Origin of the sequence: Rhodococcus sp. NJ-530 (assembly GCF_003860625.1) — a bacterium.
Lineage (GTDB): Bacteria > Actinomycetota > Actinomycetes > Mycobacteriales > Mycobacteriaceae > Rhodococcus_F > Rhodococcus_F qingshengii.
Genome location: NZ_CP034152.1, coordinates 3375328 through 3394813 on the forward strand (window position 1 = coordinate 3375328; position 19486 = coordinate 3394813).

Sequence of the window (19486 nt, forward strand, 5' to 3'; positions counted from 1 at the left end):
AGGCATAGCTATGAAATAGCTTGCATTCGAAGCGCTTTCACGAAAACTGAGACAACGGAAACTCGGCACACTAGTCACGCGAGAGGATGAGCCGGAACGCCAAGCGAGCCTTCTCCGTATCCGGAGTGCCACCAGTGAGCAAATCGTTGTAGATGAACGACTCACCCACGCGAACCAGCAGATATGCCATGTCCTCGACGGGCAGGTCTGGCCGAATCTGCTCCGGTATTTCAGCTTCGATCAGCCTTCGCACGGATTCGACCATCGTGCCCTGAATCGGCCCCAGTCCAGTTGTGAGTATGCACAACGCCTTTTGCGGTTCCCGAGTCAAATACGTCCGGAAGAATTCGGTCTCGATTGTCGCCCGTGCATGGTAAGTGAGGACGTCGACAACCCTTGACGCTCCGCTTCCACCGCACTCCTCGAGGCCCATTCGCCACGTTCGGCGCGCCAGTGAATCGAGCACGTCACCGGTAATTGTGTCGCGATTCCCTGCACGCCGGAACAAGGTGGTCCGATCCACCCCCAACTCGGTGGCCAAAGCGTTCACATCGAGCGGTTTTCCGGCTGCGAACTGTCGTCGGGCGGCACTCAACGCTTCCGCGCGGATGTCACGTGTCTCGGCCATGGAGTGAATGTATCGCTGACGACGTGCTGGTCGGTAGCCGGAGGCGATCAGACGGCGCCATCGACGGCAATCGTTGCAACATTCATTGACTTTGTTGCAGGTGAGTGTTTATTGTTCCCCGGTACGTGATTCCAGTCACAACAATTCAGTTGTTTACGGAGGAATGCGATGAACGATCACACGTGGACGACCCGACGATGAGCCCACTTCTGCAAGTACGAGACCTCACGGTTGACATTGGGACAGAATCGATTTCGAACAGACTCCTCGACCGCGTGAGCTTCGAGTTGGGGTCGGGCGAAATCACCGGCCTCGTAGGAGAGAGCGGGAGCGGAAAGACACTGACCGGACTCGCTCTGCTCGGTCTCTTGCCCCGTACGGCAACAACCAGCGGAAGCATCCGTTTGGAAGGACAGGAACTTGTGGGTCTGCCCGCCGCCGAGTTGAGGAAAATACGCGGTCGCGACGTCAGTATGGTCTTCCAGGACCCGAGTTCGGCTCTCAACCCCTCCGTCAGCATCGGTCGCCAGATCGTCGATGTGTTGAAGGCCCACCGCGACATCACGAAAGTCGATGCGGAGGACGTGGCTACAGATCTTCTCCACCAGGTCGGTCTGGCCGACCCGAGCAGAACCTTGAAGTCGTTCGGGTACGAGCTTTCCGGCGGGATGTGTCAGCGGGTGATGATCGCGATGGCCCTGGCATGCGGTCCGAAGTTGCTGATCGCGGACGAACCGACAACAGCGCTCGACGTCACCATCCAAGCTCAGATTGTCGATCTCCTTCGAGAACTGGCCGAACAGCGCGATCTTGCCGTGTTGTTGATCAGTCACGACCTCGCGGTTGTCGCCGAGGTCGCGGATCGAGTCATCACCATGTTTCGCGGCGAGATCGTCGACGTAGCGCCACGAGACGTGCTGCTTCGGCGGCCCGCGCATCCCTACACGTTCAGCCTTCTCGAGGCGGCACGCTCGACATTCGAAGAAGTCTCCTCCCAATCGCCCAAGGCGCGAGGCAATTTCACCACCAAAGCCCATGCTGACGGCGTGGGTTGCCGATACGTCGCCCGGTGCAACTACTCCGAGGAGCTCTGCATATCCGATCATCCACTTCTGATCGGATCACCGGAATCGGCAACAAGATGTCACCGCAGCGACGAACTCGAGTTGCTCGGACTGGTGAGCTGATGAGCAACACCGACGTCATCGTCGACGTTAGGAATCTGGCAGTCGAGTACGGACGCGGACGCAAAGCTCTTCGCGCGGTCGACGACGTCAGCTTCTCCGTACAGAGGGGCGAAACCCTTGCGATAATCGGTGAATCAGGATCGGGAAAATCCTCGACGGCTCACGCTCTCGCGGGTCTGGTGGCTACGGCCGCAGGCTCCATCACTATGAATCTCGACGACCCGGCGTTCGGCAAGGGTGGATCTTCCCATCTCATTTTTCAAAACCCTACGTCGGCCTTGAACAATCGGATGGCCTCATGGGCTTGCGTAGCCGAGCCGATGGCGCCAGGGCGTCTGCGCATCCCACAGTCCTTGCGGCCGAAAGCCGTCGAGCTGTTGCGTCGGGTCGGTCTCGGCGCTGAGCTTGCCGACCGCCTCCCGACCCAGCTCTCCGGTGGCCAACGCCAACGCGTGACCATCGCTCGTGCACTTGCCTCCAAGGCGCCACTGATTCTCTGCGACGAACCTGTTGCCTCCCTGGATGTTTCGCTTCAGGAAGAGGTGTTGCAACTTCTTGCCGATCTCCGAGAAGAACATGACCTCACGTACATCTTCATTTCGCACGATTTGGGTTCGGTGGCACGGATCGCCGATCGCGTCGCGGTGATGTACCTCGGCCGAATCGTCGAGATCGGACCGGTTGCCACGGTCCTGAGGACTCCATCGCACCCCTACACGCAGGCGCTTCTCGCCGCGGCCCCGCACATCGAACTCGAGCGGCGCAGTCGTCGGAAAGCATTGGTGCGGGGCGAGTTACCCGACCCACGGAATCCACCCTCGGGCTGTCGATTCCGCAACCGCTGCCCGTTTGCGATGGATCGCTGTGCGTCGGAAGCGCCGTCACTTCGCGCGGCCTCGAATTCCGCACACAGCTCCGCCTGCCATCTATCGTCCCCGGCCACATCGATCGGAATCTCCAACCCGCCGCAGTAAATGCGTGCCGCGTCAGTCTCCCCCTTCCGAGAAGACCAAAGCGAAAGTCCACCATATGAATCCGCGTCTGTCTTTGCGATCCCGATATCCGATCACACGCTTCCAGAATCATGGGAAAAGTGGCCCACGTGTGCTGGTAGCTGCGTTTGCACTTTCTGCTCTTGTGCTCAGCGGCTGTTCGAGCAGCGCCACCGGTACCGCCGGCGATACCGGACCTGCCGATCCGAACGCCGAACTCAAGGTCGCGACATCGCACGTGCCCGCCTCGCTCGACCCGTGTGCGGGAAACATCGGATACGACATCGACTACTTACAGTTGATGTATGCACCACTGATCGATGCGGAACCTGCCACCCAGAAGTTGCGGCCCGGAATCGCCAGCGAGTGGGGCTTCTCCGGACCGGACAACCTGACGTTCGAGATGACGTTGCAGAACGGCTTGACCTTCCACGACGGTACAGCTGTCGATGCAGCAGCCGTCAAGGCAAGCATGGAACACTGCTTGAGTCTCGGAATCGTTTCCGTCCCGACGATCAAGAGCATCGAAGCAACGTCCCCAGATCACGTCACGATCTCGTTGAGTTCACCTACCTCCGGTTTACCAGGCTGGCTCAACGGCAGATTGGGAATGGTGGTCTCCCCCACTGCGCTGGCAGCAGCAGGGGCAGACTTCGCCAACAAGCCTGTAGGCGCAGGGCCGTACACATTCACCAGCGCAGTCCCGAACAGTTCATACACATTCAGTCGATTCGACGATTACAAACCGGCAGGTCCACCCAGCCCCCAGCTCGCCAAGATCCAGATCCAGGTGATCTCCAATCCCACAGCGCTGACAAATGCCCTGACATCGAACGCTGCGGATTTTGCATACGGGCTCACACCGTCGAGTGCTCCGATCCTCGAACGGAATCCCAACCTGAACGTCAGTCACGACCCGAGACTCGGAGTTGCGCTCGTCGTGATCAACAACAAGAACCCTGTGGTTAACGACGTCCGGGTTCGTCTGGCGATGCAGTATGCGCTCGACCGCAAGGCAATTGCGCGAGCCGCGCTGGACAGCTCGGAAGGAACTGCGGCGTTCGGTCAATATCCTCCCGGTTCGCAGTTCTACGACGAGGAAACCGAAGATGCATGGCCGTACGACCCGGAGAAGGCCAAATCGCTGCTAGCGGAGGCGGGGTATCCGAATGGGGTCACCGTGCGCGGACTAGCAGGCAACCTACCGCCGTACTCGACCAACGCGGTCCTTGTCGGAGAACAATGGGAGAAAGTCGGCATCAAGGTCGACTTCGTCGAAATGAGTGGACCTCAGGCGATTACGGAGTTCGTCGCACACAACAGCGCGGACGTCTTCAGCGTGGGATGGCCCACGCGAGCATCCGCACCGCTCAATTTCGAAGCCTCTCTGGGTTCGCGATCGTACTTCCGGCAGAATTCCGTCCCCAACGAGGAGTTGGAGAAGCTGATCGCACTGCTGAACAACACGTATGACGAAACCGCTCAGCTCGACATCGTCAAACAGATCAATCAAGTCGTGATCAAGTCCGCTGAGTACGTACCGTTGTACTTCACTCCCGACGTGGTCGCCTACACGAAGAACGTCCACGGGGCCGTTCCCGCACTGAACGGCTCCCCCAATCTGACGTACCTCTCGAAGTCATGACGACGACCGTTGTATCGCAAGAGAATTCGTTGGCCCCCGAGCCTGAGAGCGTTCCGACCCGAAACCCTCACCGATCGCCGGTGAATCCTTACATACGGATGATCGGCGTCCGGTTCGCACAGATAATTCCTACCGCGATTATCGCTAGTTTCATAACCTTTGCCCTTATCCGGATAATCCCCGGTGGACCAGCCGAGGCACTTCTCGGTCCGAACGGCAGCGATGAAGCCATCGCGGCACTCAACGAGCGCCTCGGATTGAATCAACCTCTGCTGGTCCAGTACTGGAACTGGGTGGTGTCGGCTCTGCACGGAGATCTGGGAACGTCGCTACAGAACAGCGCCCCCGTCGGCCCACAGATCCTTGCGCGCCTGCCCGCGAGCGCCGAGCTCGTTGTACTCGCACTGTTACTGTCCGCCGTCGTCGCCATACCGCTCGGTGTGTGGACCGCGACGCGGCAGGGACGACGCAGCGATGGTCTGACCCGCACGGTTTCGGGGATCGGACTCGCGGTACCGGACTTCTTCCTCGCTATCGTGCTGGTCGATGTCTTCGCCCTCGGTTTGGGAGTTCTACCGGTGCTCGGCTGGGTTCCTCTCGAGAACAGTGTGATCGACAACCTGAGCCATTTGGTCCTACCAGCAACGGCGCTCGCTGCCGGCGCAGCATCGATTGCGGTTCGGCAGACCAGGGCTGCGATGATCGAGACACTGTCAAGTGACTACGTACGAACTGCGCGTGCGATGGGTATCGACGAGCGGAAGATCGTGTGGCGCTACGCGCTACGAAACATCGTTCCCACGATTGTCACTGTCTATGGATTGCTCGCCGTGGCGATGCTGGGTGCGACGGTCATTCTCGAGCAGATCTTCGTGCTGCCGGGCCTCGGGAGCGCTCTCGTCATTGCGATCGACACGCGAGATTATCCGATGCTTCAAGGCATTGTGTTGCTGTTCGTCGTGATCGTGCTTCTCGTGAACATCCTGGTCGACGTCGTCAACAACATGATCAGCCCACAATTGAGGAAGGGAACGATCTCGTGAGCCAACTCGCGCTGACCACCGCAGGCGAGACCCGCTCCAAGTGGGCTCTCCCTCGACTGCACCCCGGATTATGGCTCAGCTACTGCTTTCTCGGAACGCTGATAGCGGCGTCCGTCTTGGCCTCGTTCGTGGCTCCGCACAGTCCGACCGATCAGAACCTGACCAACACGTTCGCCGGTCCGAGTGCACAGCACCTGCTTGGCACTGACGGCTTCGGTCGTGACGTGCTCAGTCGATTGATCTGGGGAGGACGCTCCGCCTTCTTCGGCGTCGCGATCGCTGTCGCTGTCAGTCTGCTGTTGGGAATTCCGTGGGGGTTGATCGCCGGATATTGGCCACGCTGGATCGGCGCGTCACTCCTCCGGGTGGCGGACGCATTGCTGGCATTCCCAGGTTTGGTTCTCGCAGTGGCTATTACCGGTGTTCTGGGGCCGAGCCTGATCACGTCGATGTCAGCGCTCGGAGTCGTCTATGCACCCACAATTGCAAGAATTCTGGCTGCCGGGGTCAGCGAAACGAGGAACCGAGACTTCGTTCTGAGCGCGCGACTCTCAGGATGCCCGCCGCACGTAGTGCTCCTGCGTCATCTTCTTCCGCACGCAATCGGGCCGGTTGTCGTTCAGGTGACCGTGCTCACCGGCCTGACTTTTCTCGCGCAGGCGGCACTCTCGTTCCTCGGGTTGGGTATACAGCCGCCCACTCCGAGTTGGGGCGGTGACTTATCCGATGCGTACCTGCACATCTTGAGTGCACCACAACAGATTCTCCCCTCCGGCATTCTGATTTCATTGGTCGTCCTGGCCGTCTACCGAGTGGGTGATGCCGTCCGGGACCGCATGTATGTCAGAGGGAGATAGCCGGCGTAGAACAACCATCCGACTCGACTGTTCGAAGACCACACCACCAGCATGAAGGACTATCGATGACCTCGATCGCACCAGAAACCGCGCGCCGCGTCTTCCGTGGAGCCGAACCAATACACGGCATGATCTACTTCACCCCTTTCGGCGCGGAAGCATATGCCGCACTGGGCTTTACACACCCTCGAATGGGCTACTTCGCTTCGCGGTCTGCGCCCATGGGCGCAGTAGCGGCTGAAGTCACCATCGCTACGTTCTTCAACTTCAACCCCGAACTGGTACACGCGGTGCTGCCGGAAGCCTGGACAATCGCCACCCCCGAACAGATCCTCACCGCTCGACTCGACGCTGTCGACCGTTCGCTGCGCAAGGCCTGGGGAGAACATGTCGACGGCACCGAAGTTCGCGAAGCTGCCGAACTCGCACGTCGAGCCGCGGAACGCGCCTGCAACAGACCACAAGGGCGACCCCTGTTCGGTGGGCACGCATCATTGCCGTGGCCTGAGGAGCCTCATCTCGTGTTGTGGCATGCCCAATCCTTGCTCCGGGAGTTTCGCGGAGATTCTCATGTCGCACTTCTTCACGCCGAGGGACTCAACGGTGTCGAAGCGTTGGTAGTCCACGCCGCAACGGGTCTGTCCAGAAAACGGTGTAATTGATTGGTTTCTAACTACTTTCGTCCGGCAGACAGCCGTCCGTCGAACGTTATCTCGAAGGCATTCAGTGCTGCCTTCCATCGGTTGGACCAGCGCCTGCGGGCGGTGCCTTTGGGATCGAGGCTCATGATGGCCAGATACACGCATTTCAAGGCCGCGGCCTCGGTCGGAAAGTGTCCACGGGCCTTGACAGCCCTGCGGATTCGAGCGTTGACACTCTCGATGGCGTTGGTCGTGTAAATGACCTGCCGGATGGCGTTGTCGAATTGTAGGAACGGCACGAACTCAGCCCAGGCGTTAGTCCAGAGCCTGATGATCGCGGGATAGCGTTTCTCCCATTTGTCACTGAACTCTGCGAATCGGTCGAGCGCGGCCTGCTCCGACGGAGCCGTGTAGACGGGTTTGAGGTCCTTGGCGATCTCGGACCAGTCCTTGCGGGAGGCATAGGCGTAGGTGTTACGGAGAAGATGGACCACACAAGTCTGCACGATGGTCTGTGGCCACACTTGCTCGATCGAGTCGGGTAGATGCTTGAGACCATCGCACACGACGATCAGAACATCTTGCACACCACGGTTTTTCAGCTCGGACAACACCCGAAGCCAGTACTTCGCTCCCTCCCCGTCGCCGTGCTCACCGACCCACAGTCCGAGGATGTCGCGGGTGCCGTCGACAGTCACCCCCATCGCGACGTAGATCGGCCGGTTAGCGACGTTGCCCTCGCGGATCTTGACGTGGATGCAGTCGATGAACAACACCGGGTACACAGGATCCAACGGCCGGTTCTGCCACTCGGCCATGCCTTCCATCACCCGCTCGGTGATCGTCGAGATCGTCTGCTTGGACACATCAGCTCCGTACACCTCGGCCAGGTGTGCAGCGATCTCACCGGTCGTCAAACCCTTGGCCGACAATGAGATCACCATGTCCTCCACGCCTGAGAGCCGACGCTGCCGCTTGGCCACGATCTTCGGCTCGAAGGAGGAATCCCGGTCACGGGGCACCTCGAGTTCGACCGGGCCGGCCTCGGTCAACACGTTCTTGGCTCGTCTGCCGTTGCGGGAGTTGCCGCTGCCCCTCCCTGCCGGGTCGCTCTTGCCGTATCCGAGGTGGTCGTCCATCTCGCCTTCGAGCGCGGACTCCACGACTAGCTTGGTCAGCTTCGACAGCAATCCACCATCTCCGGTCAACTGCAGCCCTTCGGCTCGCGCCTGCTCGACCAGCTCTTTGAGCCGCGCATCGCTGATACCCGGCTGAGCCGAGTTCGTCTCTGTCTCACGTTCAATCACGTCAGTCATAGTGGCGTATCTCCTTTCAGAGTTACACCGTTGTTCTTACAGTCCCCCGCAACCGGTGATGTTCCTGCTGCTGCTCTGCAAATGAGCCGGGCATGGGACAACGATCAGTGGGCGGAAGGCGTCGAAGGTGTGCGGGCGCGTGGATGGCTCGAAGACGGCCCCGAGCTTCACCTGAACGAGGTGGGTCGCGATCGCCGGAAGCGGGTTGAGCATCAGACCGATGTGCTGGGGTCGTACCCGTACGAGGCGATCGGAGAGACCGGATGCAGTCGACTGATCGAAATCTCGGAACGTCTCTCCGGTGAAGTGATCGATGCAGATCTCGGATTTCCGGCAGCACTGGCAGCACGTCGCCGATTGCGTGCGTGACAGCAGGTCGTGAGTGTCGAACGTGGCTGGTGGTGATACGACGAGGGTGTCACCACCAGCCCCTTCACACAATTATCGCCGAAGTCGGCTGCGCCCCCCAATCTGCACAGTGAGAAGGCATCCGGACGAGACTGCCGTTGTGCCGAATTCTCCCGCGGGATGGGTCAAGATGGCTAGATGTGGAAACAGGCACTCGGGTTTGCTTTGTTCGGTGCGACCGTTGCCATCGTCACGGCGGCGCTGACACAGGGATCGGCACAGGCGTCCGCCACGATCACCCTCTTTCGGGTGGCACCACAATCTCGGGCTTCGCGGGTGAATCGCAATGGACCTGGCCCATCGAGGCTGCGGTGATCGGCGCCCTTCTGGGCGCGCTGACCGGGTTCGTGCTCCGCCTCGCGGGCGTGCGAATCTCCGGAAGCCAAGACAATCGACTGGTTCGAACTGTGGTGGCAGGCATCGCAGGCGTCACGCTTGGGCTGACGCCCCTGTTGGTCTTGATCGGCATGGCATTCATCGGGTCGGTTGATATGGGATGGTCCCCGCTCCTGGTCTACGCCGTCAGCGGTCTTCTGGCCTATGGCCTTTCGGTCGCCGCCGTGTTCGGAGTTCTTCGCGCTGCCGGGGATCGACTTACTGTTCGCACGACGCGAGCGGTCGCGGCGATGCTTCCGGTCGGGGCGTTGGCGGCGACGACTGTAGGTGTCGGTACTGCGTGGAGGCTGGGCTTTTCCACCACCACTCCCACCTGGATCGCGGTCGTACTGCTGGTCGTTCTCGTATTGGCCATGACGTTCGTTGCGGCCCGGGCGTGGGCTCTACGGATTCAGCCTCGTGACTTACCAGAAGTCGCATAGGCAGTGGGACGATTGATTCGGACAGGTGCGTTGAGATGAGGGGCGAACGAATCTTCGCGGGACTCGTCGTCGGCCTCCTACTGGGACTGTTCGGCTACCTGCCATTGGTACTCCTGTGGCAACACTTCGCCGATGTCCCGCAGCCGCAGCTGTATCCGAACCGTTCGTTCACGTCGTTCGGGCCCAACCCACCACCACTCACCTACTGGATAAGTTGGGCGGCGCCTGCCGCCGTGTTCGTCTTGCTCGGACTTATGACTGTTCCCAGTCGTACCGGCCGGCAATTTACATTGCCATTAGTGCTCGCGTTCCTGCCGGTCGCGGCAATGGTGGCGTGGTTCTGGATCTCGATGGAACTGTTCTTCAGCCCCGACTGATCACTCACTCGGCTGCGTATCGCGAACCCCACTGCGCGCACGCGCAATGGCGCCCTTGTTGCGCAATGCGATCCCCTGATGCACCGCAGCAAGTACCAATGCCAGCACTGCAGCAGGGAGGCTCCCCACCATCGACAGCAGAGAAGGCATATCAGAGCTGAAAGCTGCAAAGAAACCCAATACTGCAGCGCAAAGCATTGTCGCCGAGACGATCCAGGAAACTAATGGTCGTGGGATCACGGCTGGAATAACGCACAGAGCCACCGGCAACGCCAGCACCAAGAAGAGCTCCCGCCCGAAATAGTCGTGAATCGAGCGGTAACAATCGGCAGAACTGAGCGGGCCGAGGCCTATTTCGCAATCGGTGATCTCGTACAGCGGCCACTGTGCCGTCGCGGATCCCAGAATCCCGGTGGCGACCGCCAATACAACCCACGCGATCCGAATCCCAATCATACGAAGAGATCATGCCAGTAGGCGAAATTGCGCTCCGGAGAAGAAAGCAATTACGACTCGAAAGGGGCGGAGGTTACCTCTCTCGGTAGGACCGACCTCCTCGCGAGCGGCACAACATGTCCGACGTGCTCAACTCACGGGCTGGGTATCGAGCTTGATCGGAGCATCTGCCATCGTCGACAACTCTTGGGAGACAGCACCTCTCTTGAGTGCGGGTATCGCAGTCGCTGTACTCGGAGTAGTTAACGGCCTACCGAGTTTGATTGTCACCCTGATGCACAATCGACGGCCGCAACAGGGTTGAAGTTTTCGATTATGTTTTGTGGAAGGGTGCTTGGATGGCAACACAACCGCATGGCCAGTCCATAACCCCGGCGTGGAAAGTATTCACGGCCATCGGTTTTGCAGGTGTTGTGGGCGCTGCCGTGACGTACTTCCGAGACGGGTGCACTTTGGCGATCATTGGCGGGATGGTCATCCTCGCGATTGGTCTGCCGCTTACTGTCTGGTCCATCCTGCGAATGCTGCGTGAGAATCGAGGACATCGCCTTCATTGGTGGAGAACACCGCCGGTCAATCCGAGGAACGTCGACCTGTCTCGTGCTGTCGGCATTCCGACTACAATTTTCGGTGCACTGACCATCTGGCTGAATACAGCAGGTTCGGCGCCGTGGTGGTTGGCAGCAATCTTTACCGCCATTCTGATCGCGCTCTTCGAAGTAACCGTTGCCGTTCACAATATTCGCCTCAGTCAGCGAACCTGAGCTAGCCTTCCGCGCATGCCGGTTTCCGCGAGCGTCCGTGCGCGCCTTCGCTCCCACTTGCATCCAGACGACGAGATCCACTACGCGTTTCCAGCAGACGTTCTGATGAGCGCGAAACCGACGAAGAATATGTTGCAGTCGTGAACGCTGCCGACGCGGAGATCACGTCACCGCAGGACTTCCCGCATGATCCGTTGCCGAACCTTTGAAGGCACAAACAAAAAGGCAGTTTCTCATTTCTGAGAAACTGCCTTTTTGATCTAACTTCGGTCGGGCTGACAGGATTTGAACCTGCGACCACTTGACCCCCAGTCAAGTGCGCTACCAAGCTGCGCCACAGCCCGTCCCAAGCCCTTGTTTCGGGCGCTTGGAAAGATTACATCAGGGACGGGCCGAAGTACCAATCGGCTGGTCAGAGCCGTTTCAGTACCGAATTGGACGCAGAATCAGCGGCCCTTACGGTCACGCTTCTCGCGCACTCGGACGGATACGCGGATCGGGCTGCCGTCGAAGTTGAACTCTTCACGCAGACGCCGCTCGATGAAGCGGCGGTAGCCGGCCTCAAGGAAGCCCGTGGTGAAGAGAACGAATGTCGGCGGGCGCGTGCTTGCCTGCGTCGCGAACATGATGCGCGGAAGGCGACCACCACGCATCGGAGGCGGCGTTGCTGCCACAACTTCCTTGAGCCAGGTGTTCAGGCGACCCGTGGGGATGCGCTTGTCCCAGGACTCCAGAGCCGTGTCGAGAGCCGGCACGAGCTTCGCCACGGCGCGACCGGTGTGGGCGGAGATGTTGACTCGCTGAGCCCACGGAACGCGGACCAGATCGCGGTCCACTTCCTTGTCCAGCATGAGTCGACGGTCCTCGTCCACGAGGTCCCACTTGTTGAATGCGATCACCAATGCACGACCCGTGTCGGCCACCATGCTCAGAACACGCAAGTCCTGCTCGGTGATCGGCTCGTGCGCGTCGATCAGCAGGATCGCAACCTCAGCGGCCTCGATCGCGCTCTTCGTACGCAGCGACGCATAGAACTCCGCCCCGCTGGCATGGCTGACGCGCTTGCGCAGACCAGCCGTGTCGACGAAACGCCAAGGGCGCCCGCCGAGTTCGACAATGGAGTCGACGGGGTCGACGGTGGTGCCGGCAACATTGTGCACGACGGACCGCTCGTCACCGGACAGCTTGTTGAGCAAGCTGGACTTTCCGACATTCGGCTTTCCGACGAGAGCAACACGACGCGGACCGCCGCCGGGGATACCTTCACGCGGGGTTTCCGGCAGCTTCTCGAGAACCTCGTCGAGCAGGTCTCCGGTACCGCGGCCGTGCGTCGCACTCACGGAGTACGGCTGACCGAGGCCCAAGGACCACAGCGCTGCAACCTCGGACTCGGTGCGTCCGTCGTCCACCTTGTTGGCAACGAGGATGACCGGAGTCTTCGAGCGGCGAAGCACGCGAGCAACAGCTTCGTCCGTCGCGGTAGCGCCGACAACAGCGTCGACGACCAGGAGAATGGCGTCAGCCGTTCCCATGGCCAACTCCGCCTGACGTGCGACCGCCTGCTGAAGACCCTTTGCGTCGGGCTCCCATCCGCCGGTGTCCTGGACTAGGAAGCGTCGTCCGGCCCAGTTCGCCTCGTACGAGACGCGGTCACGGGTAACGCCGGGGATGTCTTCGACTACCGCTTCACGACGGCCGATGATGCGGTTGACGAGCGTCGACTTGCCGACGTTCGGTCGACCGACAACAGCCAAGGTCGGGACGGCAATGTGCGCTTCGCCTTCGCCGTCCGCTTCGAGATCGGCGTAGTCCCACTCCGATTCCTCGGACCAAGTTCCGTCACCGGCATATTCGGTTACCAGATCGTCGCTCACTGCACTGCTCCAGTTCTGTCGCTGACCACCAACAGCAACTTGGCGATCACATCTTCAATTCCCAATTCGCTCGTATCCACCAGAATGGAATCCTCGGCAGGGCGCAACGGCGACACTGCCCGAGTCGAATCGAGATGGTCACGGCGCTGCACATCAGCCAGCACCGCTTCGTAATTGTCTTCACGGCCTTGGCCGATATTCTGCGTATTGCGCCGTGCCGCACGGGTTTCCGCCGATGCGGTCAAGAAGATCTTGACGTCTGCATCGGGGAGTACGACGGTTCCGATGTCGCGACCTTCCACGACGATCCGCTCCGCACCGGCCGCCAACTCACGCTGAGTGGCGACCAGCAGGTCGCGAACCTCGGGTACGGCCGACACTGCGGAGACAGCCTTGGTGACCGCGTCGCCGCGGATCTCCTCGCTGACGTCCGCGCCGTCGAGATGCACCTGCTCGCTGCTCGGATCGGTACCGATGGACCACGGCAACGCCGCAACGGCGGCCGTGATCGCGGCGGAATCCGCCAGATCGATTCCCTGACGCAGCACGTGCAGGGTCGCGATCCGGTAGATGGCTCCGGTGTCGAGGTAGCGAGCACCCAAACGCTGCGCCAACGCGCGAGAGACGCTGGACTTGCCGGTTCCGGACGGTCCGTCCATAGCGACTACCAGCGGCATGGACGAATCGGTCACAGGCCGACCGCCTCGTACAGTCCACCGACCTCGCTACGTCCGAGGACGCGCTGCGTTCCCGGACGCTGATCGCCGAGGGCGACAACTCCGACGTTGGTGCGAACCAGACGGACAACGGGGTGACCGACGGCATCGAGGAGGCGACGCACGATGTGCTTACGACCCTCGTGCAGAACCAGCTTGACGAGCGTCTTGCCCTCGTTGATCTCGAGCACGGTGAACGCGTCCACCTTGGCCGGACCGTCGTCGAGGGTGACACCGTCGCGCAACTGCTTGCCGGTGCTGCGCTCGACAACGCCGTGAACCGTGGCGAGGTACGTCTTCGGAACCTCGAACGACGGGTGCATCAGGCGGTGAGCCAGATCGCCGTCGTTGGTGAAGAGGAGCAAGCCTTCGGTGTCGGCGTCGAGACGGCCGACGTGGAAGAGCCGCTGACCCGACTGAACGCGCTCGGAGACGATGTCACCGACGCACGGACGACCGAGATCGTCGGACATGGTGCACTGCCAGCCACGCGGCTTGTTCATCGCGAGGTAGACGAGGTCCTTCTGCACGACGACGCGGACGCCGTCGACACGAACCACTGCGTTCTCGGGGTCGACACGCAGACCCTGTTCGACCACGATGCGGCCGTCGACCTCGACGCGACCCTGATCGATCAGTTCTTCAGCAGCGCGGCGTGATGCGACGCCGGCCTGAGCCAGTACCTTCTGCAAGCGGACGCCGTCGCCCTTCGGCGGGCCGTCGTGCTTGGTGATCTCGGCATGCTGATGACGCGCCGGCTTGGCGTTGGAGACCAACGGGTTCTGAGAGACGACGCGCTGCGGCTTCTCGGTCTTCGGCTTGCCACGCTTGTTGGTCGCCGGCGGTGTCGGGGCTGCCGGGCGCTTGCGCGGAGGTCCGTCGAACTTGGACCCACGAGGTGCGTTCGACCATGCGCCGCCGCGAGGAGCGTCGGGGCGTGCGCCGCGCTGATCGTCACTACGACGGTCAGCGCCGCCACGCGGTGCGCGACGGGCGTCGACGTGGGGGGTACGGCGGTCATCGCTGCGGGGTCCGCGGCGATCGTCCGTGCGCGGGCCGCGCCGATCGTCGTTGTAGCCACTACGACGGTCGTCCGTACGTGCGGGGCGACGGTCGTCGCTGCGCGGCGGGCGACGGTCATCACTGCGCGGCGGGCGACGGTCATCATTGAATCCACCGCGACGGTCGTCCGTGCGGGGACGGTCGGATCCGGCGTTGCGGTCGTATCCAGAGGTACTGCGGGAAGTGTTGCTGCGTCCACCACGGGGCGCTTCGCTACGTGCGCCGCGGGGGGCATCGCTGCGTGCGCCGCGGCTGTCGCGGGAGTTGTTACGGTCCGGTGTGCCATCTCGGCGAGCGGGATTGTTCACTTTTTTCCTGTCAGTTTTCTACTGTTTCCCGAGCGTGGTCGGGTCTTTCTCGGTGCTGACGAGCGCCGGAATTCCGGTCAGTCGTCGACTTCGGTGTCCACTACGTCAGCGGGCACGTCTGCCTTGTTCATTCTCGCAAATCGCGGATCGGATTCCAGGCTTTCGCTGATGTCGTCGATGAGATCGACATCAGGCAAGAGCGGGGCCAACTCCGGGAGCTCGCTGAGCGAGGCCAGGCCGAGCCGTTCGAGGAACAGTTCGGTCGTGGAGTACCGTGTCGCGTTAGTGTCCGGGTCAGGCCCGGCTTCCGCGATCAGTCCGCGGGCAAGGAGGGTGCGTACCACCCCGTCCACGTTGACGCCTCGTACCGCACTGATCCGCGCACGAGTCAACGGTTGACGGTATGCGACTACGGCCAAAGTTTCCAATGCCGCCCTGGTCAATTTGGTGCGTGCGCCGTCCAATAGCAGCTTTTCCACGTACGGGGCAAACTCTTGTCGCGTGTACAGGCGCCATCCGTCGCCCGCGTAGCGAAGGTCCATTCCGCTGCCGCGAGCGGTCAATGCGGCCGACATCGACGTCAGGCGTTCTTCGACTCGTTCCGGCGCGGTTCCGGTGACAGATGCGAGTTGGTTCACTTCGGCCGGCGAATCCACGACAAGCAGAAGCGACTCCAGCACTGCGTCGAGTTGATCGTCGTCGAGTTCGAAATCGGGGGCGGAATCTTCGGACTCCGAGGCGTGTTCGGTAGGCTCGATCATCTCGTCTAGCTGCGAAGACTCTGATTCCGTCGGCTCGGCGTTCATCCGTAGTCCTCCTCTGTGACCGGCGCGGCCGGGTCGTCTCCGGTCCAACTCACCATCAGCGGTCCGAGTGCTTCGGGTTGCTCGAACACGATGACCTGCCGGCGGTACAACTCGAGCAACGCGAGAAATCTTGCGACTATCTCGACGGTGATCTCACACTCCGCAACGAGGTCCCCGAAGGGTGTCCACTCCCCTATGCCTCGCTCGCGCAGCAACTCGAGAATTCGCTCGGCCTGCTCGGGTATCGAGATATTGGACACATGGAGGTGATCGAGGCCCACCGTCGGCACCGGACGTGGTGTGAACACAGTCGCCGCGATCTCCGCAAAACGGTGAGGGTCGACGCCCAACAACACCTCGGGCAGGAGTTCGGTGAACTGATCCTCGACGGCAACAGAGCGCGGATAGCGCCGCAGCGCTGCTTCCTCCAACTCACCGAACAGCGCCGCAACTTGTTTGTACGCCCGGTACTGCAGCAGTCGCGCGAAGAGAAGGTCGCGGGCTTCGAGAAGCGCCAGATCCTCCGCGTCCTCGACCTGCCCGGCGGGCAACAGCCTGGCCGCTTTCAGGTCCAGAAGCGTAGCTGCGACGACCAGAAACTCCGTTGTCTGATCGAGGCCCATCGCACTGCCGAGTTCCTTGGTGTATGCGATGAAATCGTCAGTGACGGTGTGCAGGGCGACTTCGGTGACATCGAGCTGTCGTTGATTGATCAGGTTCAACAGCAGATCGAACGGGCCTTCGAAGTTCCGGAGAGTGACTCGGAAACCGGCAGCCTTGGCTGCGGTCTGAGCGTCGGTCGGCACGTTCGGGTCGATCGAATCCGGCTCGACTTCGACCGAATCTTCTTGCGATGCAATCAGTTCCACTAACGACCAGACCGGTGAATGACCTCGCGGGCCAATGCTCGATATGCCTCGGCCCCAGCCGATTTCGGCGCCCACGTCGTGATCGGCTCACCGGCGACGCTGGTTTCGGGGAATCGGACGGTGCGGTTGATCACCGTGTCGTAGACGACGTCGCCGAACACCTCGACGACTCGCGCCATCACCTCACGGGCGTGCAGAGTCCGGGCGTCGAACATCGTGACGACGATACCGGCCAACTCGAGCTTGGGATTGAGACGATCGTGCACCTTTTCGACGGTGTCGTTGAGCAGTGCCAGGCCGCGCAGGCTGAAGTACTCGCATTCCATCGGAATGATGACCGAATCGGCGCAGGCCAGTGCATTCACCGTGAGCAGGCCAAGCGACGGCTGGCAGTCGATGAGCACGTAGTCGTACCGATCGAGAACAGGGTGCAACACGCGTCCCAAGGTCTGCTCACGTCCGACCTCGGTGACCAATTGGATCTCGGCGGCCGAAAGGTCGATGTTGCTGGGCAGCAGGTCGAGGCCGTCGACCCGAGTTCGCATCAACACATCGTCGATGGACACACGCGGTTCGACCAGAAGGTTATGGACGGTCAGTTCCAGGTCGTGATGCTGGACGCCCAGTCCAGCAGACAACGCGCCTTGGGGATCGAGATCCACCAGGAGCACTCGGCGACCGTATTCGGCCAACGACGCACCCAGGTTGATGGTCGACGTCGTCTTGCCGACGCCGCCCTTCTGGTTGCACATCGCGATGATCATCGCGGGTCCGTGGTGCGCCAACGGTGTCGGTTGGGGTACCTCGCGGACCGGTCGACCTGTCGGGCCGAGTTCTTCCGCGGAAACGGTGAGGGTTTCCGCAGGTGGAGAGGCTACTGGCGTCGTATCTATTTCGAACATCGCCTCTGGTTCGGAGGGTACAGCTGGTGCTGATTCGTTCACGCGCTGGAAGAGTTGGGCATTGACATGCGGCGGCGCGGACTCCGCCGCTGGTGGCTGCGATGTCGACACGGTCCGATGCTCCCCTACTCTTTCGGCGGTTGCTCTCGGCGCCGGCAAACCCCCGAAACTGCGGTGGAGGCCGCTCGCGCTCCTTGAACGCTACCGCTTACATCACCGAATGGTCTCGCAGACACGCATGAGCCAACCAACGCCTAACGGGCGCGTGGGTGTGCCTGAGCCCACACTTCGCGCAGCGCTGTGACGGTGACCAGTGTGTAGATCTGCGTCGTGGTTACCGAAGCGTGACCGAGAAGTTCCTGCACGACGCGTACGTCCGCGCCGCCGTCGAGCAGGTGGGTGGCAAACGAGTGCCTGAGCGTATGGGGTGAGACGTCCGCCTTGATCCCGGCCGACGCGGCCGCGTCCTGAAGAATCTGCCATGCACTCTGACGCGAGAGGCGTCCCCCGCGCGCGTTGAGAAAGAGGGCAGGAACACCACGCGTCGCCAGGCTGGGGCGCCCACGGACGAGATACGCGTCCACCGCGGCGATCGCCGGCCTGCCGACGGGGACGATCCGCTGCTTGCCGCCCTTGCCCTTGAGCAGCACGGAACGGGTTTCGGTGTCGATGTCGTCGACGTCCAGATCGATCGCCTCGGTGATGCGTGCTCCGGTCGAGTACAGGAGCTCGAGCAGAGCGCGATCCCTCAGGTCGCGGGGCCCGTCACCGGCCGCACCGCCACCCGAAGCGTCGAGTAGGGCGATCACGTCGTCGAGAGGCAGGGCCTTGGGCAGCTTGCGTCCAGGCGTCGGCGGCTTGACCATTCGGGCCACGTCGACACCGACCAGGCCCTCGGCGGCGGAGAACTTGTGGAATCCGCGGACCGCGATCAGGGTGCGTGCTGCCGAACTGGCCGCCAATGGTACGACGCCGGCATCTTTGTCACCCAGGCGCAGATGTGTCACGAATTCGGTGACGTCGTTCTCCGTCACGCCCGCGACGTCGTCGATGCCGCGTCCGTGCAGGTACTCCGCGTACCGATTCAGGTCGCGGCGATAGGAAAGTAGCGTATTGCGCGCAGATCCTCGCTCGACCGCTAGATGGTCGAGATACGAGTCCACCTGTCGGGCAAGCACTTCAGGCTCGCGACTTGCGTTCTCCGAATGCGCGAGGACGATCGGGCCACGGTGCGTCGGCGGGGCGCAGCGGCTTTCCCGTCGCGCGTGCGGTGGCGATCGCGAGAATGCCCGATACCGCTGTGGCATTGACGATGTCGCCGCGTAGCGCCATGTCGACGGCGTCGGCGAGCGGAACCCGCGAAATCTCGAGATCGGCTTCTTCGTGTTCGGGATCGTCGCGCTCCACCTCGTGCAGCCCCTCGGCGAGGAAGACGCGAACCGCCTCGTCCGTGAACCCGGGTGAGAGAGCGACATCGACCAGCACCGACCATCGATCGGCGCCGAGTCCGGTTTCTTCGCCCAGCTCGCGCGCTGCAGCCTCGACCGGGCTCTCCCCCGGAGCGTCGAGCAGACCGGCAGGAATTTCCCACAACCGGTGCCCGAGCGGGTGACGGTACTGGTGAATCAGCACCAGGTTGTCGTGCTCGTCCAGTGCCACGACGGCAACGGCGCCGTGATGCTCGACGACTTCCCGATCGGCACGCTGACCACCAGGCATCGCAACGGTGTCGACGCGCAACGCGATGATCGCGCCGGTGTAGACCGTCTTGGAGCCGAGGGTGTCGAATTCGTGCCGACCGGGATCGCTCATGTGTG

Annotated in this window: 21 protein-coding genes and 1 tRNA gene; 10 read left to right on the forward strand and 12 right to left on the reverse strand. The window is 61.6% G+C overall.

What is annotated here, in order from left to right; translation table 11 throughout:
- Positions 1 to 70 precede the first annotated feature (70 nt).
- A complete protein-coding gene (locus tag EHW12_RS15770) occupies positions 71 to 628 on the reverse strand; it encodes a QsdR family transcriptional regulator (protein WP_021333511.1) in 558 nt (185 codons plus the stop codon).
- 275 nt (positions 629 to 903) lie between these two features.
- Here EHW12_RS15770 and EHW12_RS15775 point away from each other — a divergent pair, with 275 nt between their 5' ends.
- From EHW12_RS15775 to EHW12_RS15800, 6 genes are all read left to right on the forward strand, one after another.
- The gene (locus tag EHW12_RS15775; protein WP_241198977.1) at positions 904 to 1815 is read left to right on the forward strand and encodes an ABC transporter ATP-binding protein; all 912 of its coding nucleotides are present in this window, start codon (positions 904 to 906) and stop codon (positions 1813 to 1815) included.
- Entirely contained in the window at positions 1815 to 2789 is a 975-nt protein-coding gene (locus EHW12_RS15780; protein WP_164490579.1) for an ABC transporter ATP-binding protein, read from the forward strand. The genes EHW12_RS15775 and EHW12_RS15780 overlap by 1 nt, the downstream gene beginning before the upstream one ends.
- Positions 2790 to 2919: 130 nt before the next feature.
- A complete protein-coding gene (locus EHW12_RS15785) occupies positions 2920 to 4452 on the forward strand; it encodes an ABC transporter substrate-binding protein (protein WP_064074346.1) in 1533 nt (510 codons plus the stop codon).
- Positions 4453 to 4532: 80 nt separating this feature from the next.
- Complete coding sequence (locus EHW12_RS15790) at positions 4533 to 5495, forward strand: ABC transporter permease (protein ID WP_158510646.1); 963 nt, start codon at positions 4533 to 4535, stop codon at positions 5493 to 5495.
- Positions 5492 to 6352: an ABC transporter permease gene (locus EHW12_RS15795; protein WP_020969703.1), complete on the forward strand. Its 861-nt coding sequence runs from the start codon at positions 5492 to 5494 to the stop codon at positions 6350 to 6352. Before EHW12_RS15790 ends, EHW12_RS15795 begins: the two co-directional genes overlap by 4 nt.
- Positions 6353 to 6417: 65 nt before the next feature.
- Positions 6418 to 7014, forward strand: a complete 597-nt coding sequence (locus EHW12_RS15800; protein ID WP_206434744.1) for a hypothetical protein — start codon at positions 6418 to 6420, stop codon at positions 7012 to 7014.
- An 11-nt stretch (positions 7015 to 7025) separates the two neighbouring features.
- On the opposite strand, the gene EHW12_RS15805 is transcribed toward EHW12_RS15800, so the two are convergent.
- The gene (locus tag EHW12_RS15805; RefSeq protein WP_075832375.1) at positions 7026 to 8309 is read right to left on the reverse strand and encodes an IS256 family transposase; all 1284 of its coding nucleotides are present in this window, start codon (positions 8307 to 8309) and stop codon (positions 7026 to 7028) included.
- Positions 8310 to 8339: 30 nt separating this feature from the next.
- Here EHW12_RS15805 and EHW12_RS15810 point away from each other — a divergent pair, with 30 nt between their 5' ends.
- The 3 genes from EHW12_RS15810 (at position 8340) to EHW12_RS15820 (ending at position 9912) form a co-directional block, all read left to right on the forward strand.
- A complete protein-coding gene (locus EHW12_RS15810) occupies positions 8340 to 8678 on the forward strand; it encodes a hypothetical protein (RefSeq protein ID WP_206434745.1) in 339 nt (112 codons plus the stop codon).
- Positions 8679 to 9028: 350 nt separating this feature from the next.
- A complete protein-coding gene (locus EHW12_RS15815) occupies positions 9029 to 9535 on the forward strand; it encodes a hypothetical protein (protein WP_125051127.1) in 507 nt (168 codons plus the stop codon).
- Positions 9536 to 9570: 35 nt separating this feature from the next.
- On the forward strand, positions 9571 to 9912 hold the full coding sequence (locus EHW12_RS15820) for a hypothetical protein (RefSeq protein ID WP_021333519.1): 342 nt from the start codon (positions 9571 to 9573) through the stop codon (positions 9910 to 9912).
- On the opposite strand, the gene EHW12_RS15825 is transcribed toward EHW12_RS15820, so the two are convergent.
- Positions 9913 to 10368: a hypothetical protein gene (locus EHW12_RS15825; RefSeq protein ID WP_063316363.1), complete on the reverse strand. Its 456-nt coding sequence runs from the start codon at positions 10366 to 10368 to the stop codon at positions 9913 to 9915.
- Positions 10369 to 10706: 338 nt separating this feature from the next.
- Here EHW12_RS15825 and EHW12_RS15830 point away from each other — a divergent pair, with 338 nt between their 5' ends.
- Entirely contained in the window at positions 10707 to 11132 is a 426-nt protein-coding gene (locus EHW12_RS15830; protein ID WP_063316362.1) for a hypothetical protein, read from the forward strand.
- 270 nt (positions 11133 to 11402) lie between these two features.
- Here EHW12_RS15830 and EHW12_RS15840 read toward each other — a convergent pair.
- The 9 genes from EHW12_RS15840 to EHW12_RS15880 all read right to left on the reverse strand — a co-directional run bounded on the left by EHW12_RS15840 (position 11403) and on the right by EHW12_RS15880 (position 19481).
- Positions 11403 to 11476: transfer RNA gene (locus EHW12_RS15840), tRNA-Pro, on the reverse strand.
- Between the two features lie 102 nt (positions 11477 to 11578).
- On the reverse strand, positions 11579 to 13006 hold the full coding sequence (gene der, locus EHW12_RS15845) for a ribosome biogenesis GTPase Der (protein ID WP_003946199.1): 1428 nt from the start codon (positions 13004 to 13006) through the stop codon (positions 11579 to 11581).
- A complete protein-coding gene (gene cmk / locus EHW12_RS15850) occupies positions 13003 to 13683 on the reverse strand; it encodes a (d)CMP kinase (RefSeq protein WP_172827088.1) in 681 nt (226 codons plus the stop codon). The genes der and cmk overlap by 4 nt, the downstream gene beginning before the upstream one ends.
- A gap of 11 nt (positions 13684 to 13694) precedes the next feature.
- Positions 13695 to 15092, reverse strand: coding sequence for a pseudouridine synthase (locus EHW12_RS15855; protein WP_125051129.1), 1398 nt, complete (start codon positions 15090 to 15092; stop codon positions 13695 to 13697).
- Between the two features lie 77 nt (positions 15093 to 15169).
- A complete protein-coding gene (scpB, locus tag EHW12_RS15860) occupies positions 15170 to 15853 on the reverse strand; it encodes an SMC-Scp complex subunit ScpB (RefSeq protein ID WP_037127047.1) in 684 nt (227 codons plus the stop codon).
- Between the two features lie 41 nt (positions 15854 to 15894).
- The gene (locus tag EHW12_RS15865) at positions 15895 to 16716 is read right to left on the reverse strand and encodes a segregation/condensation protein A (RefSeq protein ID WP_241199175.1); all 822 of its coding nucleotides are present in this window, start codon (positions 16714 to 16716) and stop codon (positions 15895 to 15897) included.
- Between the two features lie 50 nt (positions 16717 to 16766).
- Positions 16767 to 17780, reverse strand: coding sequence for a ParA family protein (locus tag EHW12_RS15870; protein WP_125051133.1), 1014 nt, complete (start codon positions 17778 to 17780; stop codon positions 16767 to 16769).
- Between the two features lie 143 nt (positions 17781 to 17923).
- On the reverse strand, positions 17924 to 18847 hold the full coding sequence (gene xerD / locus EHW12_RS15875) for a site-specific tyrosine recombinase XerD (protein ID WP_125051135.1): 924 nt from the start codon (positions 18845 to 18847) through the stop codon (positions 17924 to 17926).
- A gap of 1 nt (position 18848) precedes the next feature.
- Complete coding sequence (locus tag EHW12_RS15880) at positions 18849 to 19481, reverse strand: NUDIX hydrolase (RefSeq protein ID WP_047270484.1); 633 nt, start codon at positions 19479 to 19481, stop codon at positions 18849 to 18851.
- Positions 19482 to 19486: the final 5 nt, after the last annotated feature.

Bases quoted from the DNA above. Each gene is read 5' to 3' on its own strand.
- EHW12_RS15770 (WP_021333511.1), bottom strand. From the start codon at position 628: ATGGCCGAGACACGTGACATCCGCGCGGAAGCGTTGAGTGCCGCCCGA.
- EHW12_RS15780 (WP_164490579.1), top strand. From the start codon at position 1,815: ATGAGCAACACCGACGTCATCGTCGACGTTAGGAATCTGGCAGTCGAG.
- EHW12_RS15800 (WP_206434744.1), top strand. From the start codon at position 6,418: ATGACCTCGATCGCACCAGAAACCGCGCGCCGCGTCTTCCGTGGAGCC.
- EHW12_RS15805 (WP_075832375.1), bottom strand. From the start codon at position 8,309: ATGACTGACGTGATTGAACGTGAGACAGAGACGAACTCGGCTCAGCCG.
- EHW12_RS15820 (WP_021333519.1), top strand. From the start codon at position 9,571: ATGAGGGGCGAACGAATCTTCGCGGGACTCGTCGTCGGCCTCCTACTG.
- EHW12_RS15825 (WP_063316363.1), bottom strand. From the start codon at position 10,368: ATGATTGGGATTCGGATCGCGTGGGTTGTATTGGCGGTCGCCACCGGG.
- EHW12_RS15830 (WP_063316362.1), top strand. From the start codon at position 10,707: ATGGCAACACAACCGCATGGCCAGTCCATAACCCCGGCGTGGAAAGTA.
- cmk (WP_172827088.1), bottom strand. From the start codon at position 13,683: ATGCCGCTGGTAGTCGCTATGGACGGACCGTCCGGAACCGGCAAGTCC.
- scpB (WP_037127047.1), bottom strand. From the start codon at position 15,853: ATGATCGAGCCTACCGAACACGCCTCGGAGTCCGAAGATTCCGCCCCC.
- EHW12_RS15880 (WP_047270484.1), bottom strand. From the start codon at position 19,481: ATGAGCGATCCCGGTCGGCACGAATTCGACACCCTCGGCTCCAAGACG.